The sequence below is a fragment of the Pseudescherichia sp. genome, assembly GCF_031987975.1.
In the GTDB taxonomy this organism is placed as follows: domain Bacteria; phylum Pseudomonadota; class Gammaproteobacteria; order Enterobacterales; family Enterobacteriaceae; genus Pseudescherichia.
The window spans coordinates 1-26,970 of record NZ_DALZYX010000020.1; the positions used below are offsets into that span (position 1 = coordinate 1).

Below are 26,970 nucleotides of genomic sequence, written 5' to 3' on the forward strand. Positions count from 1 at the left end.
TCGCAATCCGTGAAGGCGGCCGTACCGTTGGCGCAGGCGTTGTTGCTAAAGTTCTCAGCTAATCGCTGATAACATTTGACGCAATGCGCATGAAAAGGGCATCATTTGATGCCCTTTTTGCACGCTTTCGAACCAGAACCTGGCTCATCAGTGATTTTTTTTGTCATAATCATTGCTGAGACAGGCTCTGTAGATGGCGTAAGAGCCGGAGCATTTCGGTTAGGTTTGCCTCGCGTCCGCGGGGCAAAATGTTTTTCTGAATTCTTGTGACAGGTTGGTTTATGAGTGCGAATACCGAAGCTCAAGGGAGCGGGCGCGGCCTGGAAGCGATGAAGTGGGTTGCCGTTGCTGTATTGCTGATCGTAGCTATCGTGGGCAACTACCTCTATCGTGACATGATGCTGCCGTTACGCGCGCTGGCAGTAGTAATTCTTATTGCTGCAGCGGGTGGTGTCGCGCTGTTGACGACAAAGGGTAAAGCGACCGTTGCTTTTGCCCGTGAAGCGAGAACCGAAGTCCGTAAAGTGATTTGGCCAACTCGCCAGGAAACGTTGCACACTACACTGATTGTGGCCGCAGTGACCGCTGTTATGTCACTTATCCTGTGGGGACTGGATGGTATTCTGGTTCGCCTGGTATCCTTTATCACTGGCCTGAGGTTCTGAGATGTCTGAAGCCCCTAAAAAGCGCTGGTACGTCGTTCAGGCGTTTTCCGGTTTTGAAGGCCGCGTAGCGACTTCGCTGCGTGAGCATATCAAATTACACAATATGGAAGAGCTGTTTGGTGAAGTCATGGTACCGACCGAAGAAGTGGTCGAGATCCGTGGCGGCCAGCGTCGCAAGAGCGAGCGCAAGTTCTTCCCAGGTTACGTTCTGGTCCAGATGGTCATGAACGACGCGAGCTGGCACCTGGTTCGCAGCGTGCCGCGCGTGATGGGCTTTATCGGCGGTACGTCAGACCGTCCGGCCCCGATCAGCGACAAAGAAGTTGACGCTATCATGAACCGCCTGCAGCAGGTTGGCGATAAGCCGCGTCCGAAAACGCTGTTTGAGCCGGGTGAAATGGTTCGCGTTAACGACGGTCCGTTTGCTGACTTTAACGGCGTGGTGGAAGAGGTGGACTACGAGAAGTCCCGCCTGAAAGTCTCTGTCTCTATCTTCGGTCGTGCGACCCCGGTAGAGCTGGACTTCGGCCAGGTCGAAAAAGCCTAATAACCCAGGCGATCAAAAAAGCGACGATTTACCCGTTGCACAGGGCGCGAGATTGGACTACAATTTCGCGCCTTTTGTTTTTATGGGTCACGTACCCGTAAGACACTATATTTATCACGGGGAGCTTCATTGAAGCGTTATTACCCATACCGAGGATTTGAGAATGGCTAAGAAAGTCCAGGCCTACGTCAAGCTGCAGGTTGCAGCTGGCATGGCAAACCCGAGCCCACCGGTTGGTCCGGCTCTGGGTCAGCAGGGTGTTAACATCATGGAATTCTGTAAAGCGTTTAACGCCAAAACTGATTCCATCGAGAAAGGTCTGCCGATTCCGGTTGTTATTACCGTTTACGCTGACCGTTCTTTCACTTTCGTTACCAAAACGCCTCCGGCAGCAGTTCTGCTGAAGAAAGCGGCAGGTATCAAGTCTGGTTCCGGCAAGCCGAACAAAGACAAAGTGGGTACTATTACTCGCGCTCAGCTGCAAGAAATTGCACAGACTAAAGCTGCGGACATGACTGGTGCTGACGTTGAAGCGATGACTCGCTCCATCGAAGGTACTGCACGTTCCATGGGCCTGGTAGTGGAGGGTTAAGAAATGGCTAAACTGACCAAGCGCATGCGTGTGATCCGTGAGAAAGTTGATGCGACCAAACAGTACGACATCAACGAAGCCATTGCTCTGCTGAAAGAGCTGGCCACCGCTAAATTCAACGAAAGCGTTGACGTTGCTGTTAACCTCGGCATCGACGCTCGTAAATCTGACCAGAACGTTCGTGGTGCAACCGTACTGCCTAACGGTACCGGTCGTTCCGTACGCGTAGCCGTATTTACCCAGGGCCCGAACGCTGAAGCAGCTAAAGCTGCTGGCGCAGAGCTGGTAGGTATGGAAGATCTGGCTGACCAGATCAAAAAAGGCGAAATGAACTTTGACGTTGTTATTGCTTCCCCGGATGCAATGCGCGTTGTTGGCCAGCTGGGCCAGGTTCTGGGCCCGCGCGGCCTGATGCCGAACCCGAAAGTTGGTACCGTAACCCCTAACGTTGCTGAAGCGGTTAAAAACGCGAAAGCAGGTCAGGTTCGTTACCGTAACGACAAAAACGGCATCATCCACACCACCATCGGTAAAGTGGACTTTGACGCTGACAAACTGAAAGAAAACCTGGAAGCCCTGCTGGTTGCGCTGAAAAAAGCAAAACCGACTCAGGCGAAAGGCGTGTACATCAAGAAAGTTAGCATCTCCACCACCATGGGTGCAGGTGTTGCGGTTGACCAGGCTGGTCTGAGCGCAGCGGCGAACTAATATTCGCCTTTACGTGGGCGGTGGATTTGTCTACAATCTTCGCCCACGAAAGATTTTCGGTTGGAGCCTGGCCTAATCCAGGCCTCCGTCCAAGACCGCAGGTGCCTCGCAAGAGACTTAATTCCCTGCGTAGACGGTGACAGAACCTGAAGACATTTTTTAAGTATCTTTGGCTTGTTTCTGCTCACCGTATTTAGACGCTCCCCTCTTTGAGGGGAGTGAAGTGAGTTCCAGAGCATGAGCTCTGGCAAACATCCAGGAGCAAAGCTAATGGCTTTAAATCTTCAAGACAAACAAGCGATTGTTGCTGAAGTCAGCGAAGTAGCCAAAGGCGCGCTGTCTGCGGTTGTTGCGGATTCCCGTGGCGTTACCGTAGATAAAATGACCGAACTGCGTAAAGCAGGTCGCGAAGCCGGCGTATACATGCGTGTTGTTCGTAACACCCTGCTGCGCCGTGTTGTTGAAGGTACTCAGTTCGAGTGCCTGAAAGACGCGTTCGTTGGTCCGACCCTGATTGCATACTCTATGGAACACCCGGGCGCTGCTGCTCGTCTGTTCAAAGAGTTCGCGAAAGCGAATGCAAAATTTGAGGTCAAAGCCGCAGCCTTTGAAGGTGAGTTGATCCCGGCATCGCAGATCGATCGCCTGGCAACCCTGCCGACCTACGAAGAAGCAATTGCACGCCTGATGGCAACCATGAAAGAAGCCTCTGCAGGCAAACTGGTTCGCACTCTGGCTGCTGTACGCGATGCGAAAGAAGCTGCTTAATCGCAGTTATCTTTATCAAGCATTCGCTTACGTATAAACTTATTCTGATATTCAGGAACAATTTAAATGTCTATCACTAAAGATCAAATCATTGAAGCAGTATCCGCTATGTCCGTAATGGACGTTGTAGAGCTGATCTCTGCAATGGAAGAAAAATTCGGTGTTTCCGCTGCTGCTGCTGTAGCTGTAGCTGCTGGCCCGGCTGAAGCTGCTGAAGAAAAAACTGAATTCGACGTAATTCTGAAAGCTGCTGGCGCTAACAAAGTTGCTGTTATCAAAGCAGTACGTGGCGCAACTGGCCTGGGTCTGAAAGAAGCTAAAGACCTGGTAGAATCTGCTCCTGCCGCTCTGAAAGAAGGCATCAGCAAAGATGACGCCGAAGCACTGAAAAAATCTCTGGAAGAAGCTGGCGCTGAAGTTGAAGTTAAATAAGCCAACCCTTCCGGTTGCAGCCTGAGAAATTAGGCTGATGGCTGGTGACTTTTTAGTCACCAGCCTTTTTGCGCTGTAGGGTGTTAGTAGCGTTTCACACTGTTTGGCTACTGATTTCCTTCACAATGCTTGTTTCTATCGACGACTTAATATATTGCGACAGCGCGCCCGCGCTGTGTAAATCGTGACGAAATGGTTTAAGCGTGATAGCAACAGGCATTGCGGAAAGTGCTCCACTTTCCGGTCAACAAAATAGTGTTGCACAAACTGCCCCCGTCGTCGGGCAGATGGGTCGACTTGTCAGCGAGCTGAGGAACCCTAATGGTTTACTCCTATACCGAGAAAAAACGTATTCGTAAGGATTTTGGAAAGCGTCCGCAAGTACTGGACATTCCTTATCTCCTTTCTATCCAGCTTGACTCGTTCCAGAAGTTTATCGAGCAAGATCCTGAAGGACAGTATGGTCTGGAAGCGGCGTTTCGTTCCGTATTCCCGATCACAAGCTACAGCGGTAACTCAGAGCTGCAATACGTCAGCTACCGTCTGGGCGAGCCTGTCTTTGATGTGAAAGAGTGCCAGATCCGCGGCGTGACCTACTCGGCACCGCTGCGTGTAAAACTGCGCCTGGTGATCTACGAGCGCGAAGCGCCGGAAGGCACCGTTAAAGACATCAAAGAGCAAGAAGTTTACATGGGCGAAATTCCGCTCATGACCGATAACGGTACCTTTGTTATTAACGGTACTGAGCGCGTCATCGTGTCTCAGCTTCACCGTAGTCCTGGCGTATTCTTTGACAGCGACAAAGGTAAAACGCACTCTTCAGGTAAAGTGCTGTATAACGCGCGCATCATTCCTTACCGCGGCTCCTGGCTGGACTTCGAGTTTGACCCGAAAGACAACCTGTTCGTGCGTATCGACCGTCGCCGTAAGCTGCCTGCGACCATCATCCTGCGCGCGCTGAACTACACCACTGAACAGATCCTTGACCTGTTCTTTGAGAAAGTCATTTTCGAAATCCGTGACAACAAGCTGCAGATGGAGCTGGTCCCGGAGCGTCTGCGTGGCGAAACCGCCTCGTTTGATATCGAAGCCGACGGCAAAGTGTATGTCGAAAAAGGCCGCCGTATTACCGCGCGCCACATTCGCCAGCTGGAAAAAGATGAGATCAAACACATCGAAGTACCGGTTGAATACATTGCGGGCAAAGTCGCCGCTAAAGATTACGTTGATACCTCCACCGGCGAGCTGATCTGCCCGGCGAACATGGAGCTGTCTCTGGATCTGCTGGCTAAACTGAGCCAGGCAGGCCACAAGCGTATCGAAACGCTGTTCACCAACGATCTGGACCACGGTCCGTACATGTCCGAAACCGTACGTGTCGACCCGACCACCGATCGCCTGAGCGCGCTGGTAGAGATCTACCGTATGATGCGTCCTGGTGAGCCGCCGACCCGTGAAGCTGCGGAAAGCCTGTTCGAGAACCTGTTCTTCTCCGAAGACCGCTATGATCTCTCTGCGGTTGGTCGTATGAAGTTCAACCGTTCTCTGCTGCGCGACGAGATCGAAGGTTCCGGTATCCTGAGCAAAGATGACATCATCGAAGTGATGAAAAAGCTCATCGGTATCCGTAACGGTATCGGCGAAGTGGATGATATCGACCACCTCGGCAACCGTCGTATCCGTTCCGTAGGCGAAATGGCGGAAAACCAGTTCCGCGTTGGCCTGGTGCGTGTTGAGCGTGCGGTGAAAGAGCGTCTCTCTCTGGGCGATCTCGACACCCTGATGCCTCAGGATATGATCAACGCCAAGCCGATCTCTGCGGCAGTGAAAGAGTTCTTTGGTTCCAGCCAGCTGTCCCAGTTTATGGACCAGAACAACCCGCTGTCTGAGATCACGCACAAGCGTCGTATCTCTGCACTCGGCCCGGGCGGTCTGACCCGTGAGCGCGCAGGCTTTGAAGTTCGAGACGTACACCCGACCCACTACGGTCGCGTATGTCCAATCGAAACGCCTGAAGGTCCGAACATCGGTCTGATCAACTCCCTGTCCGTGTACGCACAGACTAACGAATATGGCTTCCTTGAGACGCCGTACCGTAAAGTCACCGACGGCGTTGTGACCGACGAAATTCACTACCTCTCTGCTATCGAAGAGGGTAACTACGTTATCGCCCAGGCGAACACCAACCTGGACGAAGAAGGTCGCTTTGTTGATGACCTCGTTACCTGCCGTAGCAAAGGCGAATCCAGCTTGTTCAGCAACGACCAGGTTGACTACATGGACGTTTCCACCCAGCAGGTGGTTTCCGTCGGTGCGTCCCTGATCCCGTTCCTGGAACACGATGACGCCAACCGTGCATTGATGGGTGCGAACATGCAACGTCAGGCGGTTCCGACCCTGCGCGCTGATAAGCCGCTGGTAGGTACCGGTATGGAACGTGCTGTTGCCGTTGACTCCGGTGTAACTGCGGTGGCTAAACGTGGCGGTACCGTTCAGTATGTGGATGCGTCCCGTATCGTTATCAAAGTTAACGATGACGAGATGTACCCGGGCGAAGCGGGTATCGACATCTACAACCTGACCAAGTACACCCGTTCTAACCAGAACACCTGTATCAACCAGATGCCGTGTGTCTCTCTGGGTGAGCCAATTGAGCGCGGCGACGTGCTGGCTGACGGCCCGTCTACCGACCTCGGTGAACTGGCGCTCGGTCAGAACATGCGCGTAGCGTTCATGCCGTGGAACGGTTACAACTTCGAAGACTCCATCCTCGTTTCCGAGCGTGTGGTCCAGGAAGATCGTTTCACCACGATCCACATTCAGGAACTGGCGTGCGTGTCTCGTGACACCAAGCTGGGGCCGGAAGAGATCACCGCTGACATCCCGAACGTGGGTGAAGCTGCGCTCTCTAAACTGGATGAATCCGGTATCGTTTACATCGGTGCGGAAGTAACCGGCGGTGACATTCTGGTAGGTAAGGTAACGCCGAAAGGTGAAACCCAGCTGACCCCAGAAGAGAAGCTGCTGCGTGCGATCTTCGGTGAGAAAGCGTCTGACGTTAAAGACTCTTCTCTGCGCGTACCAAACGGTGTGTCCGGTACGGTTATCGACGTTCAGGTCTTCACTCGCGATGGCGTAGAGAAAGACAAACGTGCGCTGGAAATCGAAGAGATGCAGCTGAAGCAGGCGAAGAAAGACCTGTCTGAAGAGCTGCAGATCCTCGAAGCTGGCCTGTTCAGCCGTATCCATGCCGTGCTGGTGTCCGGTGGCGTTGAAGCTGAGAAGCTCGACAAACTGCCGCGCGACCGCTGGTTGGAGCTGGGCCTGACCGACGAAGAGAAACAGAATCAGCTGGAGCAGCTGGCTGAGCAGTATGACGAACTGAAACACGAGTTCGAGAAAAAACTCGAAGCGAAACGCCGCAAAATCACTCAGGGCGACGATCTGGCACCGGGCGTGCTGAAGATTGTTAAGGTCTATCTGGCCGTTAAACGTCAGATCCAGCCTGGTGATAAGATGGCAGGTCGTCACGGTAACAAGGGTGTTATCTCTAAGATCAACCCGATCGAAGATATGCCGCACGATGCTAACGGTACGCCGGTAGATATCGTACTGAACCCGCTGGGCGTACCGTCTCGTATGAACATCGGTCAGATCCTCGAAACCCACCTGGGTATGGCTGCGAAAGGCATCGGCGAGAAGATCAACGCCATGCTGAAACAGCAGCAGGAAGTCGCGAAACTGCGCGAGTTCATCCAGCGTGCTTACGATCTGGGCGCTGACGTTCGCCAGAAAGTTGACCTGAATACCTTCAGCGATGAAGAAGTTCTGCGTCTGGCTGAAAACCTGCGTAAAGGTATGCCGATCGCCACGCCGGTATTCGACGGTGCGAAAGAGTCTGAAATCAAGGAGCTGTTACAGCTGGGTGGCCTGCCGACTTCCGGTCAGATCACGCTGTTCGACGGTCGTACCGGCGAGCAGTTCGAGCGCCAGGTTACCGTTGGCTACATGTACATGCTGAAACTGAACCACCTGGTTGATGACAAGATGCATGCGCGTTCTACCGGTTCTTACAGCCTGGTTACTCAGCAGCCGCTGGGTGGTAAGGCGCAGTTCGGTGGTCAGCGCTTCGGGGAGATGGAAGTGTGGGCGCTGGAAGCATACGGCGCGGCATACACCCTGCAGGAGATGCTCACCGTTAAGTCTGATGACGTGAACGGTCGTACCAAGATGTATAAAAACATCGTGGACGGCAACCATCAGATGGAACCGGGCATGCCTGAGTCCTTCAACGTACTGTTGAAAGAGATTCGTTCGCTGGGTATCAACATCGAACTGGAAGACGAGTAACTCTCGCTCAAACAGGTCACTGGTGCTGGGGTAATACCCGGCACCAGATTGTGCTAACTCCGACGGGAGCAAATCCGTGAAAGATTTATTAAAGTTTCTGAAAGCGCAAACGAAAACCGAAGAGTTTGATGCGATCAAAATTGCTCTGGCTTCGCCAGACATGATCCGTTCCTGGTCTTTCGGTGAAGTGAAGAAGCCGGAAACCATTAACTACCGTACGTTCAAGCCTGAGCGTGACGGCCTTTTCTGTGCGCGTATTTTCGGGCCAGTAAAAGATTATGAGTGCCTGTGCGGTAAGTACAAGCGCCTGAAACACCGTGGTGTGATCTGTGAGAAGTGCGGCGTTGAAGTGACCCAGACTAAAGTGCGTCGTGAGCGCATGGGCCACATCGAGCTGGCGTCTCCGACTGCCCACATTTGGTTCCTGAAATCGCTGCCGTCCCGTATCGGTCTGCTGCTGGATATGCCCCTGCGTGATATCGAGCGCGTGCTGTACTTCGAATCCTATGTGGTTATCGAAGGCGGCATGACTAATCTGGAGCGTCATCAGATCCTGACTGAAGAGCAGTATCTGGACGCGCTGGAAGAGTTCGGTGACGAGTTCGACGCGAAGATGGGTGCGGAAGCTATCCAGGCCCTGCTGAAGAGCATGGATCTGGAGCAAGAGTGCGAGCAGCTGCGTGAAGAGCTGAACGAAACTAACTCCGAAACCAAACGTAAAAAGCTGACCAAGCGTATCAAGCTGCTGGAAGCGTTCGTACAGTCTGGCAACAAGCCGGAGTGGATGATCCTGACCGTTCTGCCGGTTCTGCCGCCAGATCTGCGTCCGCTGGTACCGCTGGACGGCGGTCGTTTCGCGACCTCTGACCTGAACGATCTGTATCGTCGCGTCATTAACCGTAACAACCGTCTGAAACGTCTGCTGGATCTGGCTGCGCCGGATATCATCGTACGTAACGAAAAACGTATGCTGCAGGAAGCGGTAGATGCCCTGCTGGACAACGGCCGTCGCGGTCGTGCCATCACCGGCTCTAACAAGCGTCCGCTGAAATCTTTGGCCGATATGATCAAAGGTAAGCAGGGTCGTTTCCGTCAGAACCTGCTCGGTAAGCGTGTTGACTACTCCGGTCGTTCTGTAATCACCGTAGGTCCATACCTGCGTCTGCATCAGTGCGGCCTGCCGAAGAAGATGGCGCTGGAGCTGTTCAAACCGTTCATCTACGGCAAGCTGGAGCTGCGTGGCCTGGCCACCACCATCAAAGCCGCTAAGAAGATGGTTGAGCGTGAAGAAGCTGTCGTTTGGGATATCCTGGACGAAGTGATCCGCGAACACCCGGTACTGCTGAACCGTGCACCAACCCTGCACCGTCTGGGTATCCAGGCGTTTGAACCGGTTCTGATCGAAGGTAAAGCGATCCAGCTGCACCCGCTGGTTTGTGCGGCATACAACGCCGACTTCGATGGTGACCAGATGGCAGTTCACGTACCGCTGACGCTGGAAGCCCAGCTGGAAGCGCGTGCGCTGATGATGTCTACCAACAACATCCTGTCCCCGGCGAACGGCGAACCTATCATCGTTCCGTCCCAGGACGTTGTACTGGGTCTGTACTACATGACCCGTGACTGTGTTAACGCCAAAGGCGAAGGCATGGTGCTGACTGGCCCGAAAGAAGCTGAGCGTATCTATCGCGCTGGCCTGGCCTCTCTGCATGCGCGCGTAAAAGTGCGTATCACCGAGTATGAAAAAGATGAAAACGGCGAGTTTGTTGCGAAAACCAGCCTGAAAGACACGACCATTGGCCGTGCCATTCTGTGGATGATCGTACCGAAAGGTCTGCCTTTCTCCATCGTCAACCAGGCGCTGGGTAAGAAAGCGATCTCCAAAATGCTGAACACCTGTTACCGCATTCTGGGCCTGAAACCGACCGTAATCTTCGCGGACCAGACGATGTACACCGGCTTTGCTTATGCAGCGCGCTCAGGTGCATCCGTTGGTATCGATGACATGGTCATCCCGGAGAAGAAATACGAGATCATCAGCGAAGCGGAAGCTGAAGTTGCTGAGATTCAGGAGCAGTTCCAGTCTGGTCTGGTAACCGCTGGCGAACGCTACAACAAAGTTATCGATATCTGGGCTGCGGCGAACGATCGTGTATCCAAAGCGATGATGGATAACCTGCAAACCGAAACCGTGATTAACCGTGACGGTCAGGAAGAGCAGCAGGTCTCCTTCAACAGCATCTACATGATGGCCGACTCCGGTGCGCGTGGTTCTGCGGCACAGATTCGTCAGCTGGCGGGTATGCGTGGTCTGATGGCGAAGCCGGATGGCTCCATCATCGAAACGCCGATCACGGCGAACTTCCGTGAAGGTCTGAACGTACTCCAGTACTTCATCTCCACGCACGGTGCGCGTAAAGGTCTGGCGGATACCGCACTGAAAACGGCAAACTCCGGTTACCTGACCCGTCGTCTGGTTGACGTCGCGCAGGATCTGGTTGTGACCGAAGATGACTGTGGCACGCTGGAAGGCATCACCATGACCCCGGTTATCGAGGGTGGTGACGTTAAAGAGCCGCTGCGCGATCGCGTTCTGGGTCGTGTCACTGCGGAAGATATCCTGAAGCCGGGTACGGCGGACATTCTGGTTCCACGCAACACGCTGCTGCATGAGCAGATGTGTGACCTGCTGGAAGAGAACTCCGTTGACTCTGTGAAAGTGCGTTCCGTTGTATCCTGTGACACCGACTTTGGTGTGTGCGCCCACTGCTATGGTCGTGACCTGGCGCGTGGCCACATCATCAACAAAGGTGAGGCTATCGGCGTTATCGCAGCACAGTCCATCGGTGAGCCGGGTACACAGCTGACGATGCGTACGTTCCACATCGGTGGTGCGGCATCGCGTGCGGCTGCTGAATCCAGCATCCAGGTGAAAAACAAAGGTAGCATCAAGCTCAGTAACGCGAAGTCGGTTGTGAACTCTGCCGGTAAGCTGGTAGTGACCTCCCGTAACACCGAGCTGAAGCTGATCGACGAATTTGGTCGTACCAAAGAGAGCTATAAAGTGCCTTACGGTGCTGTTATGGCCAAGGGTGATGGCGAGCAGGTTGCTGGCGGCGAAACCGTAGCAAACTGGGATCCGCACACCATGCCGGTAATCACCGAAGTGGCTGGTTTCATCCGCTTCACCGATATGATCGACGGCCAGACGATTACTCGTCAGACCGACGAACTGACCGGTCTCTCCTCGCTGGTGGTTCTGGACTCTGCAGAACGTACCGCGGGTGGTAAAGATCTGCGTCCGGCACTGAAAATCGTTGATGCCAACGGTAACGACGTTCTGATCCCGGGCACCGACATGCCGGCTCAGTACTTCCTGCCGGGTAAAGCGATTGTTCAGCTGGAAGATGGCATTCAGATCGGTGCGGGTGATGCTCTGGCGCGTATTCCTCAGGAATCCAGCGGTACCAAGGACATCACCGGTGGTCTGCCACGCGTTGCGGACCTGTTCGAAGCACGTCGTCCGAAAGAGCCGGCAATCCTGGCTGAGATCAGCGGTATTATCTCCTTCGGTAAAGAGACCAAAGGTAAACGCCGTCTGGTGATCACCCCGGTTGATGGTAGCGATCCGTACGAAGAGATGATCCCGAAATGGCGTCAGCTCAACGTGTTTGAAGGCGAGCGCGTAGAGCGTGGTGACGTGGTTTCCGACGGTCCGGAAGCTCCGCACGACATTCTGCGTCTGCGTGGCGTTCATGCGGTAACCCGTTACATCGTGAACGAAGTGCAGGACGTTTACCGTCTGCAGGGCGTTAAGATCAACGATAAGCACATCGAAGTTATCGTGCGTCAGATGCTGCGTAAAGCGACCATCGCTAATGCGGGAAGCTCCGACTTCCTGGAAGGCGAGCAGGTCGAATACTCTCGCGTTAAGATCGCCAACCGCGATCTGGAAGCGAACGGCAAAATCGCGGCAAGCTATGCTCGCGACCTGCTGGGTATTACCAAAGCGTCTCTGGCAACCGAGTCCTTCATCTCCGCGGCATCGTTCCAGGAGACCACTCGTGTGCTTACCGAAGCAGCCGTTGCGGGCAAACGCGACGAACTGCGCGGTCTGAAAGAGAACGTTATCGTGGGTCGTCTGATCCCGGCCGGTACCGGTTATGCGTACCACCAGGATCGTATGCGCCGTCGCGCCGCTGGCGAACTGCCGGCAGCACCGCAGGTAACTGCTGAAGACGCTTCTGCCAGCCTGGCAGAGCTGCTGAACGCAGGCCTGGGCGGTTCCGACAACGACTAACGCTGCTTTCCGCTAATAAAAAACCCGCTTCGGCGGGTTTTTTTATGTCTGTTTACTGAGCTACCGGCAGCCGTCGGTATAGCTCGATCATATCCCCGGCAAGATCCTGAATCACCATCGCGTTCATCAGGTGATCCTGAGAGTGAACGGTGATCAGATTTACCGGCAGCTTGCCGACGCCTTCGTCCAGGCCTATCAGCTCGGTCTGGATTTTATGCGCATGCTTCACGAACTCGCGCGACTCGTCCATCGCCTGCTCTGCACCCGTGAAATCGCCTTTGCGTGCTAATTGCAGCGCGGTAAGCGCCTGGCTGCGTGCCGCCCCAGCGTTAACCAGCAGCTCCATAATGGTAGTTTCGAGATCCTCCATGCGGTTCACTCCAGCAGCTTCAGCGCTTTATCCAGCACGACGTCACCCTTCATCATGCCGTAATCCATCATATCGATCACCGCGACCTTCTTACCCAGCGGATCCGCCTGCGCCTGCAGTTTTGCCTGCTCATACTTCACCTGTGGGCCGAGCAGGATAATATCGGCCTCGGCGAGATTCTCCTTGAACTCGGAGACCGGAACCGCCTTGATAGAGACCTCGACGCCTTTTTTCTGCGCCGCATCTTTCATGCGTTGAACTAACATGCTGGTGGACATACCCGCTGCACAGCATAAGACGATGTTTTTCATAGTCAGCCTCGACAACGATGGGATAAATAAACATTAATCCCACCGTCTGGTTCAACAACCGCCTTACCCTGATTGTGTGTGGAGTATCACAAACAATTCTTACGAACGAAATCCACTCGCCTCAAACTGTCCGTCCAAGGTAGCCGTCCCAGTCTTTCCACACCGGCTGTAGGCCGTTGCGCAGCAGGGCGCTGGCGACCTCCTCCGGGCGGCGGCCGTCGTGCGGTGCAAACTGCTCCAGCTCAGGATGGTTGTCGGCATAGCCGCCGGGCTGGGTTTTTGAGAAGGCGCTGACGCTGGTGATGCCCAGCGGGACAACGTGGTCGCGGAACCACGGCGACTCCCGGGTAGAGAGTGAAAGCTCCACGTCGGGTGCCAGCAGGCGGAAGGCGCAGATGGTCTGCACCAGCTGGCGCTCATCCATTAGCGAGGCGGGTTCAATGCCTCCGGCACACGGGCGCAGGCGGGGGAAGGAGATAGAGTAGCGGCTCTGCCAGTAGTGCTGCTGGAGCCAGAGCAGATGCTCCGCCACCATGTAGCAATCCACCCGCCAGCTGTCGGAAAGACCCACCAGCGCGCCAAGGCCAATCCTGTCGATACCCGCCCGGCCAAGCCGGTCCGGCGTCTCCAGCCGCCAGAAGAAGTCCTGCTTATTGCCCTTCAGGTGATGACGGGCGTAGGTCGCTTCGTGATAGGTCTCCTGGTAGACCATCACCCCGTCCAGCCCCAGCATCTTAAGCTCGGCATACTCCGCCTGCGACAGCGGCTGCACCTCCATCTGTAAAGAGGCAAACTGGCGGCGAATGGTCGGGAAATGACGGCGAAAGTAGTCCATTCCCACCTTCGTCTGATGCTCGCCGGTCACCAGCAGCAGATGCTCAAAGCCCATCTCGCGGATCGCCGCACACTCGCGGAGGATCTCATCCTCGTCCAGGGTCTTGCGCTTGATGCGGTTGCTCATCGAGAAGCCGCAGTAGGTGCAGTCGTTGGCGCACAGGTTAGAGAGATAGAGCGGGACGTAGAGGCCGACGGCGTTGCCAAAGCGCTGGCGGGTAAGACGCTGCGACCGCTGGGCCAGCGGCTCCAGATAGTCGCTGGCGGCAGGGGAGAGCAGAGCCATCATGTCATCGCGAGTCAGGTGGGTGGCCGCCAGCGCCCGCTCAACGTCGGCGCGAGTCTTACTGTGGATGCGCAGCCGGATATCCTCCCAGTCGAGCTGTCGCCAGTAGTCGCTAAAGGTCTTCATACGCCCGCCTCCAGAAAGCCGGTCAGCGGGCTGGTGGCGCTGGCAACGCTATTTATTGCGCCCGGCCCCGCCTGACGCGCCAGCGTTCCGGCTTCAACGGCCAGTTTAAACGCGCGGGCCATCGCAACCGGATCGTTGGCGACGGCAATCGCGGTGTTCACCAGCACCGCGCTGGCCCCCATCTCCAGCGCTTCCGCGGCGTGGCTGGGAGTGCCAATCCCGGCATCTACCACCACCGGCACGCTAGCCTGGGCGATGATAATCTCCAGCATGGCACGGGTGGCCAGACCCTGATTTGAGCCTATCGGCGAACCGAGCGGCATCACGGCGGCGCAGCCTGCCTCCTCCAACCGTCGGCACAGCACCGGATCGGCGCTGCAATAGGGAAGCACCACGAAACCCTCTTTGACCAGCATCTCTGCCGCCTTCAGGGTTTCAACCGGATCGGGCAGCAGCCAGCGTGCATCCGGGTGGATCTCCAGCTTAAGCCAGTGGGTGCCCAGCGCCTCGCGTGCCAGCCGGGCGGCAAATACCGCCTCTTCGGCGGTTTTCGCTCCGGAGGTGTTCGGCAGCAGCGTCACCCCGGCTTCCAGCAGCGGGGCGAGGATCGCATCGTTACGCTGGCGCAGGTCTACACGCTTCATCGCCAGGGTGACCAGCTGGCTACCCGAGGCGCGGATCGCATCGGTCATCAGCTGCGATGAGGCAAACTTCCCCGTGCCGGTAAACAGGTGTGATTCAAAAGTTTTATCTGCAATACGTAACATGTTAGCCTCCGGCGATAACCTGAAAAAGCAGGATCCGATCGCCGTCCCGCAGTTGATGATGATCCCAGCGATCGCGGAGAATAATCTGCTGATTGAGCGCCAGCGCCGTTCCCGGCTTGAGCTGGTTAAGCTGCTCCAGCAGCCCGTGCAGGGTTAGCGCCTCCGCGCACTGCATCGGCTCGTCATTAAACAGGATGCGCATCTCGCCCTCCGCAAACCGGGCAGCCCGCCGCCCGCTGGAGTCCAAGCGTGCGCCAGTGGTGCTTGCGCCCGTCAAACAGGCGCAGCTCGCCCTCGGCTGCCTGCATGCCGCTGAGCAGCTTTAATGCCTCCAGCGCCTGCAATGTGCCCATCATCCCCACTACCGGCCCGATCACGCCCGCCGTGCGGCAGTTGCGCTGTGGCTCGTCGTCATCCGGCCACAGGCAGCGGTAGCAGCCGTGCGCCCACGGTGGAGTGAGTACCATCAGCTGGCCGCCGAATCCCACGGCGCTGGCGGTGATCAGCGGGGTGTTTAGTGCCACGCAGGCGGCGTTAATTGCCTGGCGCGTCGCCATGTTATCGGTACAGTCGAGCACCACGTCGGCCTGGGCCACCTGCTGGCGGAGCGCTTCGCCCTCCAGACGCGTCTTCAGGGTAAGTAACTCAATGTGGGGATTGAGCTGCCGTAACCGCTGGTGGGCCGCGTCGGCTTTTGGCTGGTTAATGTCGTCGGTGGTGAACATAATCTGTCGTTGCAGGTTGCTCAGGTGCACCGCATCATCATCCGCCAGCACCAGCGTCCCAACCCCGGCCGCCGCCAAGTAGAGCGCGGCAGGAGAGCCTAAGCCGCCGAGGCCAATAATCAGTACCCGGCTGGCCAGCAGCTTTCTCTGGCCGTCGATGGCGATATCCTCCAGCAGGATCTGTCGGCTGTAGCGCATAAAGTCGCTGTCATTCATCGCCCACCCCCGCGAGGTTGATAAGCTGCCGGGTGGCGCTGCGCCAGTCCGCTGCCTGGGTGATGGCGCTCACCACCGCAATGCTGCCAACCCCGGTTGCCAGCACCTGCGGCGCGCGCGCAAGGCTAATGCCGCCGATGGCCACCGTCGGGTAATCCTTCAGCCGGGCAACGTGGCTTGCCAGCTGCGCCAGGCCCTGCGGCGCGGAGGGCATCTGCTTGGTCTGGGTTGGGAAGACATGGCCGAGGGCGATGTAGGAGGGGCGGGCGGCCAGCGCAACGTCGATCTCCATATCATCATGGGTGGAGACGCCCAGGCGCAGACCCGCGTTGCGGATTGCGCTAAGGTCCGTCGTCTCCAGATCCTCCTGCCCCAGATGCACGCCGTAAGCGTCATGTTTAATGGCTAGCCGCCAGTAGTCGTTAATAAACAGCCGGGCAGCGTAGCGCTTGCCCAGCGCAATGGCCGCCACGACGTCGGCTTCTACCTCATGGTCCTGCTTGTCTTTGATCCGCAGCTGGAGGGTGCGCACGCCCGCCTCCAGCAGGCGTTCAATCCACGCTACGCTGTCAACAACCGGATAGAGACCCAGGCGGAAGGGCACCGGCGGGAAATCGGGCTGATACATCAGGCCTCCTCCTTCTTGAGATAGATCTCGCCGCCGCGGGCGCGGAAGTCGTTCGACATATCGCTCATGCCCACCTCGATCGCCTGGGCCGCGGCGTAGTCACGCACCTCCTGGCTGATCTTCATCGAGCAGAACTTGGGTCCGCACATGGAGCAGAAGTGGGCTACCTTGCCGGACTCCTGGGGCAGAGTCTCATCGTGGTAGGCGCGGGCGGTGAACGGGTCAAGGGCGAGATTAAACTGATCCTCCCAGCGGAACTCAAACCGCGCTTTCGACATGGCGTTGTCGCGGATCTGCGCTCCCGGGTGGCCTTTAGCAAGATCGGCGGCGTGGGCGGCAATTTTGTAGGTAATTAGCCCCTGCTTCACATCTTCCTTGTTCGGCAGGCCAAGGTGCTCTTTGGGCGTCACGTAGCAGAGCATGGCGCAGCCAAACCAGCCGATCATCGCCGCGCCAATACCGGAGGTGAAGTGGTCATAGCCCGGCGCGATATCGGTGGTCAATGGCCCGAGAGTATAGAACGGCGCTTCATGGCAGTGCTCCAGCTCTTCAGTCATGTTGCGGCGGATCATCTGCATCGGCACGTGGCCCGGGCCTTCAATCATCACCTGCACGTCGTACTCCCAGGCAATTTTGGTCAGTTCGCCCAGGGTATGCAGCTCGGCAAACTGTGCCTCGTCGTTGGCATCCTGAATCGAGCCAGGACGCAGGCCGTCACCCAGCGACAGAGAGACGTCGTAGGCGGCGCAGATTTCGCAGATTTCGCGGAAGTGCTGATACAGGAAGTTCTCCTGATGGTGGGAGAGGCACCACTTCGCCATGATCGAGCCGCCGCGCGATACGATGCCGGTGAGGCGGTTAGCGGTCATTGGCACATAGCGCAGCAGCACGCCAGCGTGGATGGTGAAGTAATCCACCCCCTGTTCAGCCTGCTCCAGCAGCGTCTCGCGGAAGGCTTCCCAGGAGAGATTCTCGGCGATGCCGTTGACCTTCTCCAGCGCCTGGTAGATCGGAACGGTGCCGATAGGGACCGGGCTGTTGCGCAGGATCCACTCCCGCGTCTCATGGATATTGCGGCCGGTGGAGAGATCCATCACCGTGTCTGCGCCCCAGCGGGTGGCCCACACCAGCTTCTCCACCTCCTCTTCGATGGAGGAGGTCACCGCCGAGTTGCCGATGTTGGCATTGACCTTCACCAGGAAGTTGCGGCCGATGATCATCGGCTCAGATTCGGGATGGTTGATGTTGGCAGGAATAATGGCGCGCCCGGCAGCCACTTCGTCGCGGACAAACTCCGGGGTGATATTCTCCGGCAGGCGTGCGCCAAAGCTTTCGCCCGGATGCTGGCGGCGCAGCACCTCACCACGGATACGCTCCCGGCCCATATTTTCACGCAGGGCGATAAACTCCATCTCCGGCGTCACGATCCCCTGGCGGGCGTAGTGCAGCTGGGTGACGCACTTGCCGGGACGGGCGGCGATCCACGCGGATCGGATCTTCGCGATCCCTTTCTCTACGTCGATCGCAACGTCAGGATCGCCGTAGGGACCAGAGGTGTCGTATACCGGGATCGCTTCGTTCTCTTCAAACTGCGGCTCTGCTTTGCTGCCGCCTATAAGCGTCGGGCTAAGCTGGATCTCACGCATTGGCACGCGAATATCGCTTTGTGTACCCTGGATATAGATACGTTTTGAGTTGGGAAAGGTGGTGCCCTCCAGCGTGTTGATAAAGTGCTGGGCAGCGGCGCGCTGTTCACGACGGGTAGGTTTAGTAGCAGACTCAGACATAGCTCATTCCATAAAAAGTTAAGGACATGGCTTGTCAGAACGACGGATGAAGCAAGAGGTACACGCAGCCAGAGAGGGCGCGCGACAGCAGATTGACTCTTGTTCCCTTCGCAGGTTCTAACCTGATCAGGTTCCGCGGATCCCGAATTAACGGTCTCAGCCGGTGCTTGCGCACTCGGCACTCCGACAAGAAAAACCCCCTCAGCAGCAGGGGGAGATAGTTAAACTACGCGTTAATGCTTAAGAACTCAAGCGGGGCGAGCGATGTTGGTATCGTCGTTAGCGCTTTCCACAAGATTAAAATCGAACGCCATGACAATCAGCTGGTCTTCCAGCGTAAAGCGTGCGGCCAGCGCTTCGCCAATGCCGGAGAGTGCTTCCTGGAACTCAACCCATTTGTCGTCTTCGATCGCGTTTTCCAGGCTAGAGTCGTAATAATTCATGATCTGCTGGGTATTGGCTTCCAGCTGTGGATAGATTTGCGTGGCCGCTAAAAGTGGGCTGCTGCCTTCCATTTCGCTGATAATCTGTTCATAAATACTAAAGTGTCCGGCGGACAGGTAATCGACCAGATTGTGGCAAAAATCGTCCAGAGCCTTCTCATCCAGCTCTGAATAGGACTCCTTGCCCGGCTTAATGCCCACCAGGTTGTAATACGATACCAGCAAATGCTTGCGCACCTGTAACCAGTGATCGACTAGTTTATTCGTCCCGCCTACGCGCGCCGTCAGGCTCTCCAGGTGGTTTAGCATGATTAACTCCGTGGTTTAAGATTAAAAAAGTTTTCACCCAAAATATGTAAAAATGATGTAACCAACATGCCAGTGTCGCTAAGGTAGTGCAACAGATTATGGAACGTGTCATCGAATTAACCGATCAGGGCTGGTGGATCGTCAGCCATGAACAAAAATTATGGTTGCCCGCTGGAGAATTACCACACGGCGAGGCAGTAAATTTTGATCTTGTGGGCCAGCGTGGGTTAATTATCGGCGAATGGCAGGGGGAATCGGTGTGGCTGGTTCGCCAGTCCCGACATCAGGAGATGGCTTCGGTGCGCCAGCTGATGGATCAGGAGGTTGGTCTGTTCCAGCTTGCCGGGCGAGGCGTACAGCTGGCAGAGTTCTACCGTTCGCATAAGTTCTGCGGCTACTGCGGGCACACCATGCACCCGAGCAAAACCGAGTGGGCAATGCTCTGCGGCGGCTGCCGCGAACGCTACTACCCGCAAATTGCCCCCTGCATTATCGTCGCGATCCGCCGTGACGACCATATTCTGTTGGCCCAGCACACCCGCCATCGCAACGGCGTCTATACCGTGCTGGCCGGCTTCGTCGAGGTGGGTGAGACCCTGGAGCAGACCGTTGCCCGCGAGGTGATGGAGGAGAGCGGTATCCGGGTGAAAAACCTGCGCTACGTCACCTCCCAACCCTGGCCGTTCCCGCAATCCCTGATGACCGCTTTTATGGCCGAGTATGACAGCGGCGATATCGTCATCGATCCTAACGAGCTGCTGGATGCAGGCTGGTATCGTTATGACCAGCTGCCGCTGCTGCCGCCGCCGGGCACGGTAGCGCGTCGGCTGATTGAGGATACGGTCGCACTATGCCGTGCAGAGTATGAGGGTCGGGCAGAGTATGAGTGAAGCATGAGGCGGCGTGTTACAATAACGGTCTGACGCATTGAGGAACTGCAAAATGACCGAACTGAAAAACGATCGTTACCTGCGCGCGCTGCTGCGCCAGCCCGTGGACATCACGCCGGTATGGATGATGAGACAGGCCGGGCGCTATCTGCCGGAGTACAAAGCCACGCGCGCCCAGGCGGGCGATTTTATGTCGCTGTGCAAAAACGCCGAGCTGGCCTGCGAAGTCACGCTGCAGCCGCTGCGTCGCTACCCCCTTGATGCCGCCATTCTGTTCTCAGATATCCTGACCATTCCGGATGCAATGGGGCTGGGCCTCTACTTCGAAGCCGGGGAAGGCCCGCGCTTTAGCCTGCCGATTACCGGCAAGGCCGACGTTGAGCGGCTGCCTGTTCCCGATCCGGAGCAGGAGCTGGGCTACGTGATGAATGCCGTGCGCACCATCCGCCGTGAGCTGAAGGGCGAGGTGCCGCTGATTGGCTTCTCTGGCAGTCCGTGGACGCTGGCGACCTACATGGTGGAAGGCGGTAGCAGCAAGGCCTTTACCGTGATCAAGAAGATGATGTATGCCGAGCCGCAAACCCTACACATGCTGTTGGAGAAGCTGGCGAAAAGCGTCACGCTCTATCTCAACGCGCAGATTAAAGCCGGTGCGCAGTCGGTAATGATTTTCGACACCTGGGGCGGCGTGCTGACCGGGCGCGACTACCAGCAGTTTTCGCTCTACTACATGCATAAGATCGTTGACGGCCTACTGCGGGAGAACGAGGGCCGCCGCGTGCCGGTGACCCTGTTTACCAAAGGCGGCGGACAGTGGCTGGAGGCGATGGCGGAGACCGGCTGTGATGCGCTGGGCCTCGACTGGACTATTGATATTGCCGACGCCCGCCGCCGCGTAGGACATAAGGTTGCGCTGCAGGGCAATATGGATCCGTCAATGCTCTATGCCCCACCGGCCCGCATCGAAGAGGAAGTCGCGACTATACTTTCTGGTTTCGGCCAGGGCGAAGGCCATGTCTTTAACCTCGGCCACGGTATTCATCAGGATGTGCCGCCTGAACATGCGGGCGCATTTGTCGAGGCGGTACATCGTCTGTCGGAGCAATATCACCGCTAAGGAGCATATATGGATCTCGCGTCGCTACGCGCTCAACAAATCGAACTGGCCTCATCGGTGATCCGCGAGGATCGGTTTATCAACGATCCCCCGGCGTTTATCGGCGGCGCGGACGTCGGCTTTGAGCAGGGTGGCGAAGTGACCCGGGCGGCGATGGTACTGCTGAAGTACCCGTCGCTGGAGCTGGTGGAGTACCAGGTTGCGCGTATTGCCACCACCATGCCCTATATCCCCGGCTTTCTCTCCTTCCGTGAGTATCCTGCGCTGATGGCGGCGTGGGATATGCTGTCGCAAAAACCCGATCTGCTGTTCGTTGATGGGCACGGTATCTCGCACCCGCGCCGCCTTGGCGTTGCCAGCCACTTCGGCCTGCTGGTGGACGTGCCGACCATCGGCGTGGCGAAGAAACGCCTGTGCGGCAAGTTTGAGCCGCTCTCGCCTGAGCCAGGGGCGCTCGCGCCGTTGATGGACAAGGGCGAGCAGCTGGCATGGGTGTGGCGCAGCAAGGCACGCTGCAATCCGCTGTTTGTGGCTACCGGTCACCGGGTCAGCGTAGACAGCGCCCTGGCGTGGGTTCAGCGCTGCACCAAAGGCTACCGCCTGCCAGAACCCACGCGCTGGGCCGATGCCGTTGCGTCGCGGCGTCCGGCGTTTATGCGATGGCAGGAAATTCAGCCCTGATTCAGGTACACTGCGGCTAATTTCCGATAGCGAGAATCCACCATGTTACAAAACCCTATTCACCTGCGCCTGGAGAGGCTGGAGAGCTGGCAGCACGTCACCTTTATGGCCTGCCTGTGCGAGCGCATGTATCCGAACTACGCCATGTTCTGCCAGCAGACCGGCTTCGGTGACGCGCAGCTTTATCGCCGCATTGTTGACCTGATCTGGGAGACGCTGACGGTGAAAGACGCGAAGGTGAATTTCGACAGCCAGCTCGAGAAGCTGGAAGAGGCGATCCCGGTGGCTGACGATTACGATCTCTACGGCGTCTATCCGGCCATTGACGCCTGCGTGGCGTTGAGCGAACTGCTGCACTCGCGCCTGAGCGGCGAGACCCTGGAGCACACCATTGAGGTAAGCAAGACCTCAATCACCACGGTAGCGATGCTGGAGATGACCCAGGCAGGTCGCGAAATGACCGATGATGAGCTGAAAGCGAACCCGGCTGTAGAGCAGGAGTGGGATATTCAGTGGGAAATATTCCGACTTTTGGCTGACTGCGAAGAACGCGATATTGAGCTGATTAAAGGGCTACGCGCGGACTTACGCGAGGCGGGCGAGAGTAATATCGGTATACTTTTGCAGCAATGAGACAACAAAACGTGATTTAACGCCTGTTTTGTCTCTCTGGAAGGCTTCCCATTGGCCCCCCGTCTGGTCTACATTTGGAGGGCGAAAAAAAGTGGCTATCGGTGCGTGTATGCAGGAGAGTGCTTTTCTGGCATTTTCGTCGCACTCGATGCTTAGCAAGCGATAAACACATTGTAAGGATAACTTATGAACAAGACTCAACTGATTGATGTAATTGCAGACAAAGCTGACCTGTCTAAAGTACAGGCAAAAGCTGCCCTGGAATCCACCCTGGCTGCTATTACTGAGTCTCTGAAAGAAGGCGATGCTGTACAACTGGTTGGTTTCGGAACCTTCAAAGTGAACCACCGCGCTGAGCGTACTGGCCGCAACCCGCAGACCGGTAACGAGATCAAAATCGCCGCAGCTAACGTGCCGGCATTTGTTTCTGGCAAAGCTCTGAAAGACGCAGTTAAATAAGACCGCGTGACAGCGAACAGTTTTGATGAGGGGGCGGTTTCGCCCCTTTTGTCTGTCTGGCGTCGCACCCTGACGCTGGCGGGCCTGCTGTTGCTGACCGCCTGTAGCCATGATGATTCACTGCCACCCTTTACCGCCAGCGGCTATGCGGGGGATCAAGGGGCAGTGCGCATATGGCGGAAGGACGACGGAGACGCCGTCCATCTCCTCACGGCGTTTAGCCCGTGGCGCAGCGGGGATACCTCTATCAGCGAATACCGCTGGCAGGGCAATCGGCTCGCGCTGATCGAACTCAACGTCTACGGCACGCCGCCGGAACATATTCGCGCCCGCTTTGACGAGCGTGGCGAACTCAGCTTTATGCAGCGAGAGGTCAACGGTCAGAAGCAGCAGCTCTCCAGTGACCAGATCGCCCTCTACCGCTATCGCGCCGACCAGATCCGTCAGACCAGCGATGCGCTACGCCAAGGCCATGTAATGCTGCGTCAGGGGCGCTGGCACAGCAATGGCTCGGTCACCACCTGTGAAGGCCAAACCATCAAGCCCGATTTCGAACCGCAGGCGCTGAGCCATATCCAGCGTCGTCAGCAGCACTCCTCAGCGGACGTTAGCCTTGCATGGTTAGAAGCACCGGAGGGGACGCAGCTACTGCTGGTAGCAAACGAAGATTTTTGTACCTGGCAACCGCAGGCGAAGAGTTTCTGAAGGGATTGAAACAGGGCGGAGACGCGCAAGCGCCGGGCCGCCCTGAAGGGGTTACTGTTGCTCTTCCCGCGCAATGGCGCGATAGCCAATATCCTGGCGGCTGAAGCTGCCATCCCAGTGAATATCTGCCATTAACGCATAGGCGTTCTTCTGCGCTTCAGCAACGGTGTTACCCAGCGCGGTAGCACAGAGCACGCGTCCACCGCTGGTGAGCACCTGCTCGTTGTCAGCAAGCGTGGTACCGGCATGGAACACCTTACCGCCGACGCTCTCCAGCGGCAGGCCGTGGATCACGTCGCCGGTGCGGTAGTTGCCCGGGTAGCCACCTGCGGCAATTACCACCCCAAGCGAGGCGCGATCGTCCCACTCAGAGGTTTTCTCGTCGAGCTTGCCTTCACAGGCGGCCAGGCACAGCTCTACCAGATCGGACTTCATACGCAGCATAATCGGCTGGGTTTCTGGATCGCCAAAGCGGCAGTTAAACTCGATAACCTTCGGGTTGCCCTGCTTATCGATCATCAGCCCGGCATAGAGGAAGCCAACGTAGGTATTACCTTCCGCTGCCATGCCTTTCACGGTTGGCCAGATCACGCGATCCATGGTGCGCTGGTGTACCTCACTGGTCACCACCGGCGCAGGGGAGTAGGCTCCCATGCCGCCGGTGTTCGGGCCGGTATCACCGTTGCCTACGCGCTTGTGATCCTGGCTGGTAGCCATCGGCAAGACGTGTTCACCATCAACCATCACGATAAAGCTTGCCTCTTCACCGTCGAGGAACTCTTCGATAACGATGCGGTGACCGGCATCGCCAAAGGCATTGCCTGCCAGCATATCGTGTACGGCGGCTTCTGCTTCTTCCAGAGTCATTGCCACAATGACGCCTTTACCGGCGGCCAGGCCATCGGCTTTAATGACGATCGGCGCGCCTTTCTTGCGCAGGTAAGCCAACGCAGGCTCTACTTCTGTAAAGTTCTCATACTCCGCCGTCGGGATATTATGGCGAGCGAGGAAATCTTTGGTGAACGCTTTAGAGCCTTCAAGCTGGGCGGCACCCTGGGTGGGACCGAAGATTTTCAGCCCCGCCGCCTGGAATGCATCCACCACGCCAATCACCAGCGGCGCTTCCGGGCCAACGATGGTCAGATCGATCTTCTCGCTTTGGGCGAAGCTTAGCAGCCCTGGAATATCCGTCGCGCTCACGGCGACGTTCTGCAGGGTTGGCTCCAGCGCCGTGCCGGCATTGCCAGGGGCAACAAAAACGGTGCTCACCAGCGGGGACTGGGCCGCTTTCCACGCCAGGGCATGCTCGCGTCCGCCGTTACCAATAACTAATACTTTCATTCTCTGCTCCGTGAATTAATGGCGGAAGTGACGCATACCGGTAAAGATCATTGCAATGCCATGCTCGTCGGCGGCAGCAATAACCTCATCATCGCGAATAGAGCCGCCCGGCTGGATCACGCAGGTCACGCCCACGGCCGCTGCTGCATCAATGCCGTCGCGGAACGGGAAGAAGGCGTCGGAGGCCATCGCGGAGCCTTTCACTTCCAGACCTTCGTCACCGGCTTTGATACCGGCAATTTTCGCAGAGTAGACGCGGCTCATCTGGCCTGCGCCAATGCCGATGGTCATCTTATCTTTGGCGTACACAATGGCGTTGGACTTCACAAACTTCGCCACTTTCCAGCAGAAGAGGGCATCACGCATCTCCTCTTCGGTCGGCAGGCGTTTGCTAACCACGTGCAGCTCTTTGTTGGTGACCATGCCGAGATCGCGATCCTGGACCAGCAGGCCGCCGTTAACGCGTTTAAAATCGAGACCCGCAACACGTTCTGCCCACTTGCCGCAGGTCAGAACGCGAACGTTCTGTTTGGCGGCGGTGACCTTCAGCGCCTCTTCAGTGGCGGAGGGGGCAATAATCACTTCAACAAACTGGCGAGAGATGATCGCCTGAGCGGTATCGGCATCCAGCTCGCGGTTAAAGGCAATGATGCCGCCGAAAGCCGAAGTCGGGTCGGTCTTATAAGCACGATCGTAAGCGCTGAGAATGGAGTCGCCTACCGCCACGCCGCACGGGTTGGCGTGCTTGACGATGACACAGGCCGGCTCGTTGAACTCTTTCACGCACTCCAGGGCCGCGTCGGTGTCGGCGATGTTGTTATAGGAGAGCGCCTTTCCCTGTACCTGGGTAGCCGTCGCTACGGAAGCTTCTTTAACCCCTTCTTCTATATAGAAGGCAGCCTGCTGGTGGCTGTTTTCGCCGTAGCGCATATCCTGCTTCTTGATAAAGTTCAGGTTAAGCGTGCGTGGGAAGCGGCCAGCTGGCTCTTTGGTCTCGCCGTGGTAAGCCGGCACCAGGCTACCGAAGTAGTTAGCGATCATGCTGTCATAGGCAGCGGTATGCTCAAATGCTTTGATCGCCAGGTCGAAACGGGTCTCAAGGGTCAGAGAGCCTTCGTGGGCATCCATCTCTTTAATAATGGCGTCGTAGTCGCTGCTCTTTACTACAATCGCCACATCTTTATGGTTCTTGGCTGCGGAGCGAACCATGGTAGGGCCGCCGATATCGATATTCTCAACGGCGTCTTCCAGAGAGCAACCTTCACGGGCAACGGTAGCGGCAAAGGGATAGAGGTTAACAACCACCATATCAATAGGAGCGATGTCATGCTGGGCCATGATCCCATCATCCTGGCCACGACGACCAAGGATGCCGCCGTGCACTTTCGGGTGCAGGGTCTTGACGCGTCCATCCATCATTTCCGGGAAGCCGGTGTAATCGGAGACTTCGGTGACCGGCAGGCCTTTATCTGCCAGCAAACGGGCAGTACCGCCGGTGGAGAGCAGCTCCACGCCGCGCTGGGAGAGAGCCTGAGCGAATTCGACGATACCGGCCTTATCAGAAACACTGAGCAGGGCGCGGCGGACTGGACGTTGTTGCATGGTATAAATCCCCGGGATTTGAACATTACAGAGAGCGTTAGCTGAATTTTTCTCTAAAAACTCAGCTAACGCCCCACAAGGGGCTGCCTTTATATGGCGAGGGCATTTTAACGAAAACGTTTGCGCACCGCTCGTTAATTTTCATTTTTTCGCAGGCGTGTGGATAACTCTGTGTGTAAAAAGGTATAAGCCCGCGTTTTGCTGTGGAATGCAGCAGTCAGTCATTTTTCTGCAATTTAACTATTGCGGGCGCTCGAGAACTCCCTATAATGCGCCTCCATCGACACGGCGGATGTGAATCACTTCACACGGTAAGCCGGGTTGGTTGAAGAGAAAAAATCCTGAAATTAAGGATTGACTCTGAGAGAGGAAAGCGTA

General features: G+C 56.6%; 25 protein-coding genes and 1 riboswitch. Of the genes, 14 read left to right on the plus strand and 11 right to left on the minus strand.

Annotated features, from left to right (window positions below):
* Nucleotides 1–281: 281 nt before the first annotated feature.
* From secE to rpoC, 8 genes are all read left to right on the plus strand, one after another.
* Nucleotides 282–665: a preprotein translocase subunit SecE gene (gene secE / locus RTN40_RS20480; RefSeq protein ID WP_014068449.1), complete on the plus strand. Its 384-nt coding sequence runs from the start codon at nucleotides 282–284 to the stop codon at nucleotides 663–665.
* Between the two features lies 1 nt (nucleotide 666).
* Nucleotides 667–1,212, plus strand: a complete 546-nt coding sequence (nusG, locus tag RTN40_RS20485) for a transcription termination/antitermination protein NusG (RefSeq protein WP_007665882.1) — start codon at nucleotides 667–669, stop codon at nucleotides 1,210–1,212.
* 163 nt (nucleotides 1,213–1,375) lie between these two features.
* Nucleotides 1,376–1,804, plus strand: a complete 429-nt coding sequence (rplK, locus tag RTN40_RS20490) for a 50S ribosomal protein L11 (RefSeq protein ID WP_042395618.1) — start codon at nucleotides 1,376–1,378, stop codon at nucleotides 1,802–1,804.
* A 3-nt stretch (nucleotides 1,805–1,807) separates the two neighbouring features.
* Nucleotides 1,808–2,512: a 50S ribosomal protein L1 gene (gene rplA, locus RTN40_RS20495; RefSeq protein WP_103821842.1), complete on the plus strand. Its 705-nt coding sequence runs from the start codon at nucleotides 1,808–1,810 to the stop codon at nucleotides 2,510–2,512.
* A gap of 270 nt (nucleotides 2,513–2,782) precedes the next feature.
* Nucleotides 2,783–3,280 (plus strand): 50S ribosomal protein L10, encoded by a 498-nt coding sequence (rplJ, locus tag RTN40_RS20500; protein ID WP_002438625.1) that lies wholly within the window; start codon nucleotides 2,783–2,785, stop codon nucleotides 3,278–3,280.
* A gap of 66 nt (nucleotides 3,281–3,346) precedes the next feature.
* On the plus strand, nucleotides 3,347–3,712 hold the full coding sequence (rplL, locus tag RTN40_RS20505; protein WP_003033114.1) for a 50S ribosomal protein L7/L12: 366 nt from the start codon (nucleotides 3,347–3,349) through the stop codon (nucleotides 3,710–3,712).
* A 321-nt stretch (nucleotides 3,713–4,033) separates the two neighbouring features.
* A complete protein-coding gene (gene rpoB / locus RTN40_RS20510; protein ID WP_312229975.1) occupies nucleotides 4,034–8,062 on the plus strand; it encodes a DNA-directed RNA polymerase subunit beta in 4,029 nt (1,342 codons plus the stop codon).
* 76 nt (nucleotides 8,063–8,138) lie between these two features.
* On the plus strand, nucleotides 8,139–12,362 hold the full coding sequence (gene rpoC / locus RTN40_RS20515; RefSeq protein ID WP_312229976.1) for a DNA-directed RNA polymerase subunit beta': 4,224 nt from the start codon (nucleotides 8,139–8,141) through the stop codon (nucleotides 12,360–12,362).
* A 52-nt stretch (nucleotides 12,363–12,414) separates the two neighbouring features.
* On the opposite strand, the gene RTN40_RS20520 is transcribed toward rpoC, so the two are convergent.
* The 9 genes from RTN40_RS20520 to rsd form a co-directional block, all read right to left on the minus strand.
* The gene (locus RTN40_RS20520) at nucleotides 12,415–12,732 is read right to left on the minus strand and encodes a PTS lactose/cellobiose transporter subunit IIA (RefSeq protein WP_312214476.1); all 318 of its coding nucleotides are present in this window, start codon (nucleotides 12,730–12,732) and stop codon (nucleotides 12,415–12,417) included.
* Nucleotides 12,733–12,737: 5 nt separating this feature from the next.
* The gene (locus RTN40_RS20525) at nucleotides 12,738–13,043 is read right to left on the minus strand and encodes a PTS sugar transporter subunit IIB (RefSeq protein ID WP_312229977.1); all 306 of its coding nucleotides are present in this window, start codon (nucleotides 13,041–13,043) and stop codon (nucleotides 12,738–12,740) included.
* 121 nt (nucleotides 13,044–13,164) lie between these two features.
* Nucleotides 13,165–14,289 carry a 2-iminoacetate synthase ThiH gene (gene thiH, locus RTN40_RS20530; RefSeq protein WP_312229978.1) on the minus strand — a complete coding sequence of 375 codons (1,125 nt, stop codon included), beginning with the start codon at nucleotides 14,287–14,289 and terminating at the stop codon, nucleotides 13,165–13,167.
* Complete coding sequence (thiG, locus tag RTN40_RS20535; RefSeq protein ID WP_312229979.1) at nucleotides 14,286–15,056, minus strand: thiazole synthase; 771 nt, start codon at nucleotides 15,054–15,056, stop codon at nucleotides 14,286–14,288. Before thiG ends, thiH begins: the two co-directional genes overlap by 4 nt.
* A 1-nt stretch (nucleotide 15,057) precedes the next feature.
* On the minus strand, nucleotides 15,058–15,258 hold the full coding sequence (gene thiS / locus RTN40_RS20540) for a sulfur carrier protein ThiS (RefSeq protein ID WP_312229980.1): 201 nt from the start codon (nucleotides 15,256–15,258) through the stop codon (nucleotides 15,058–15,060).
* Nucleotides 15,242–15,997, minus strand: a complete 756-nt coding sequence (gene thiF, locus RTN40_RS20545; protein WP_312229981.1) for a thiazole biosynthesis adenylyltransferase ThiF — start codon at nucleotides 15,995–15,997, stop codon at nucleotides 15,242–15,244. The genes thiS and thiF overlap by 17 nt, the downstream gene beginning before the upstream one ends.
* On the minus strand, nucleotides 15,990–16,625 hold the full coding sequence (gene thiE / locus RTN40_RS20550) for a thiamine phosphate synthase (RefSeq protein WP_312229982.1): 636 nt from the start codon (nucleotides 16,623–16,625) through the stop codon (nucleotides 15,990–15,992). The genes thiF and thiE overlap by 8 nt, the downstream gene beginning before the upstream one ends.
* A complete protein-coding gene (thiC, locus tag RTN40_RS20555) occupies nucleotides 16,625–18,412 on the minus strand; it encodes a phosphomethylpyrimidine synthase ThiC (protein ID WP_312229983.1) in 1,788 nt (595 codons plus the stop codon). Before thiC ends, thiE begins: the two co-directional genes overlap by 1 nt.
* A gap of 86 nt (nucleotides 18,413–18,498) precedes the next feature.
* A riboswitch (TPP riboswitch) is annotated at nucleotides 18,499–18,608 on the minus strand.
* Between the two features lie 52 nt (nucleotides 18,609–18,660).
* Nucleotides 18,661–19,164 (minus strand): sigma D regulator, encoded by a 504-nt coding sequence (gene rsd / locus RTN40_RS20560; RefSeq protein ID WP_312229984.1) that lies wholly within the window; start codon nucleotides 19,162–19,164, stop codon nucleotides 18,661–18,663.
* Nucleotides 19,165–19,262: 98 nt separating this feature from the next.
* Here rsd and nudC point away from each other — a divergent pair, with 98 nt between their 5' ends.
* The 6 genes from nudC (at nucleotide 19,263) to RTN40_RS20590 (ending at nucleotide 23,649) form a co-directional block, all read left to right on the plus strand.
* Complete coding sequence (gene nudC, locus RTN40_RS20565) at nucleotides 19,263–20,054, plus strand: NAD(+) diphosphatase (RefSeq protein ID WP_312229985.1); 792 nt, start codon at nucleotides 19,263–19,265, stop codon at nucleotides 20,052–20,054.
* Between the two features lie 52 nt (nucleotides 20,055–20,106).
* Nucleotides 20,107–21,171, plus strand: coding sequence for a uroporphyrinogen decarboxylase (gene hemE, locus RTN40_RS20570; protein WP_312229986.1), 1,065 nt, complete (start codon nucleotides 20,107–20,109; stop codon nucleotides 21,169–21,171).
* A 9-nt stretch (nucleotides 21,172–21,180) separates the two neighbouring features.
* Nucleotides 21,181–21,852, plus strand: a complete 672-nt coding sequence (gene nfi / locus RTN40_RS20575) for a deoxyribonuclease V (RefSeq protein ID WP_312229987.1) — start codon at nucleotides 21,181–21,183, stop codon at nucleotides 21,850–21,852.
* Between the two features lie 42 nt (nucleotides 21,853–21,894).
* A complete protein-coding gene (locus tag RTN40_RS20580; RefSeq protein WP_312214456.1) occupies nucleotides 21,895–22,485 on the plus strand; it encodes a YjaG family protein in 591 nt (196 codons plus the stop codon).
* Between the two features lie 186 nt (nucleotides 22,486–22,671).
* Nucleotides 22,672–22,944: a nucleoid-associated protein HU-alpha gene (hupA, locus tag RTN40_RS20585; protein ID WP_032615913.1), complete on the plus strand. Its 273-nt coding sequence runs from the start codon at nucleotides 22,672–22,674 to the stop codon at nucleotides 22,942–22,944.
* Between the two features lie 6 nt (nucleotides 22,945–22,950).
* The gene (locus tag RTN40_RS20590; RefSeq protein ID WP_312229988.1) at nucleotides 22,951–23,649 is read left to right on the plus strand and encodes a DUF1481 domain-containing protein; all 699 of its coding nucleotides are present in this window, start codon (nucleotides 22,951–22,953) and stop codon (nucleotides 23,647–23,649) included.
* A 51-nt stretch (nucleotides 23,650–23,700) separates the two neighbouring features.
* Here the strand turns inward: RTN40_RS20590 and purD are convergent, their stop codons facing one another.
* The gene (gene purD, locus RTN40_RS20595; RefSeq protein WP_312229989.1) at nucleotides 23,701–24,990 is read right to left on the minus strand and encodes a phosphoribosylamine--glycine ligase; all 1,290 of its coding nucleotides are present in this window, start codon (nucleotides 24,988–24,990) and stop codon (nucleotides 23,701–23,703) included.
* Nucleotides 24,991–25,005: 15 nt separating this feature from the next.
* The gene (gene purH, locus RTN40_RS20600) at nucleotides 25,006–26,592 is read right to left on the minus strand and encodes a bifunctional phosphoribosylaminoimidazolecarboxamide formyltransferase/IMP cyclohydrolase (RefSeq protein WP_312229990.1); all 1,587 of its coding nucleotides are present in this window, start codon (nucleotides 26,590–26,592) and stop codon (nucleotides 25,006–25,008) included.
* Nucleotides 26,593–26,970 lie beyond the last annotated feature (378 nt).

Excerpts from the sequence above, each read along its gene's own strand:
- purH (WP_312229990.1), bottom strand. The coding sequence starts at position 26,592 with ATGCAACAACGTCCAGTCCGCCGCGCCCTGCTCAGTGTTTCTGATAAG.
- thiH (WP_312229978.1), bottom strand. The coding sequence starts at position 14,289 with ATGAAGACCTTTAGCGACTACTGGCGACAGCTCGACTGGGAGGATATC.
- RTN40_RS20520 (WP_312214476.1), bottom strand. The coding sequence starts at position 12,732 with ATGGAGGATCTCGAAACTACCATTATGGAGCTGCTGGTTAACGCTGGG.
- nudC (WP_312229985.1), top strand. The coding sequence starts at position 19,263 with ATGGAACGTGTCATCGAATTAACCGATCAGGGCTGGTGGATCGTCAGC.
- nusG (WP_007665882.1), top strand. The coding sequence starts at position 667 with ATGTCTGAAGCCCCTAAAAAGCGCTGGTACGTCGTTCAGGCGTTTTCC.
- RTN40_RS20525 (WP_312229977.1), bottom strand. The coding sequence starts at position 13,043 with ATGAAAAACATCGTCTTATGCTGTGCAGCGGGTATGTCCACCAGCATG.
- hupA (WP_032615913.1), top strand. The coding sequence starts at position 22,672 with ATGAACAAGACTCAACTGATTGATGTAATTGCAGACAAAGCTGACCTG.
- purD (WP_312229989.1), bottom strand. The coding sequence starts at position 24,990 with ATGAAAGTATTAGTTATTGGTAACGGCGGACGCGAGCATGCCCTGGCG.
- RTN40_RS20580 (WP_312214456.1), top strand. The coding sequence starts at position 21,895 with ATGTTACAAAACCCTATTCACCTGCGCCTGGAGAGGCTGGAGAGCTGG.
- rpoB (WP_312229975.1), top strand. The coding sequence starts at position 4,034 with ATGGTTTACTCCTATACCGAGAAAAAACGTATTCGTAAGGATTTTGGA.
- hemE (WP_312229986.1), top strand. The coding sequence starts at position 20,107 with ATGACCGAACTGAAAAACGATCGTTACCTGCGCGCGCTGCTGCGCCAG.
- thiG (WP_312229979.1), bottom strand. The coding sequence starts at position 15,056 with ATGTTACGTATTGCAGATAAAACTTTTGAATCACACCTGTTTACCGGC.
- rsd (WP_312229984.1), bottom strand. The coding sequence starts at position 19,164 with ATGCTAAACCACCTGGAGAGCCTGACGGCGCGCGTAGGCGGGACGAAT.
- rplA (WP_103821842.1), top strand. The coding sequence starts at position 1,808 with ATGGCTAAACTGACCAAGCGCATGCGTGTGATCCGTGAGAAAGTTGAT.
- rplK (WP_042395618.1), top strand. The coding sequence starts at position 1,376 with ATGGCTAAGAAAGTCCAGGCCTACGTCAAGCTGCAGGTTGCAGCTGGC.
- thiC (WP_312229983.1), bottom strand. The coding sequence starts at position 18,412 with ATGTCTGAGTCTGCTACTAAACCTACCCGTCGTGAACAGCGCGCCGCT.
- thiE (WP_312229982.1), bottom strand. The coding sequence starts at position 16,625 with ATGTATCAGCCCGATTTCCCGCCGGTGCCCTTCCGCCTGGGTCTCTAT.
- nfi (WP_312229987.1), top strand. The coding sequence starts at position 21,181 with ATGGATCTCGCGTCGCTACGCGCTCAACAAATCGAACTGGCCTCATCG.
- thiF (WP_312229981.1), bottom strand. The coding sequence starts at position 15,997 with ATGAATGACAGCGACTTTATGCGCTACAGCCGACAGATCCTGCTGGAG.
- rplJ (WP_002438625.1), top strand. The coding sequence starts at position 2,783 with ATGGCTTTAAATCTTCAAGACAAACAAGCGATTGTTGCTGAAGTCAGC.
- secE (WP_014068449.1), top strand. The coding sequence starts at position 282 with ATGAGTGCGAATACCGAAGCTCAAGGGAGCGGGCGCGGCCTGGAAGCG.
- rplL (WP_003033114.1), top strand. The coding sequence starts at position 3,347 with ATGTCTATCACTAAAGATCAAATCATTGAAGCAGTATCCGCTATGTCC.
- thiS (WP_312229980.1), bottom strand. The coding sequence starts at position 15,258 with ATGCGCATCCTGTTTAATGACGAGCCGATGCAGTGCGCGGAGGCGCTA.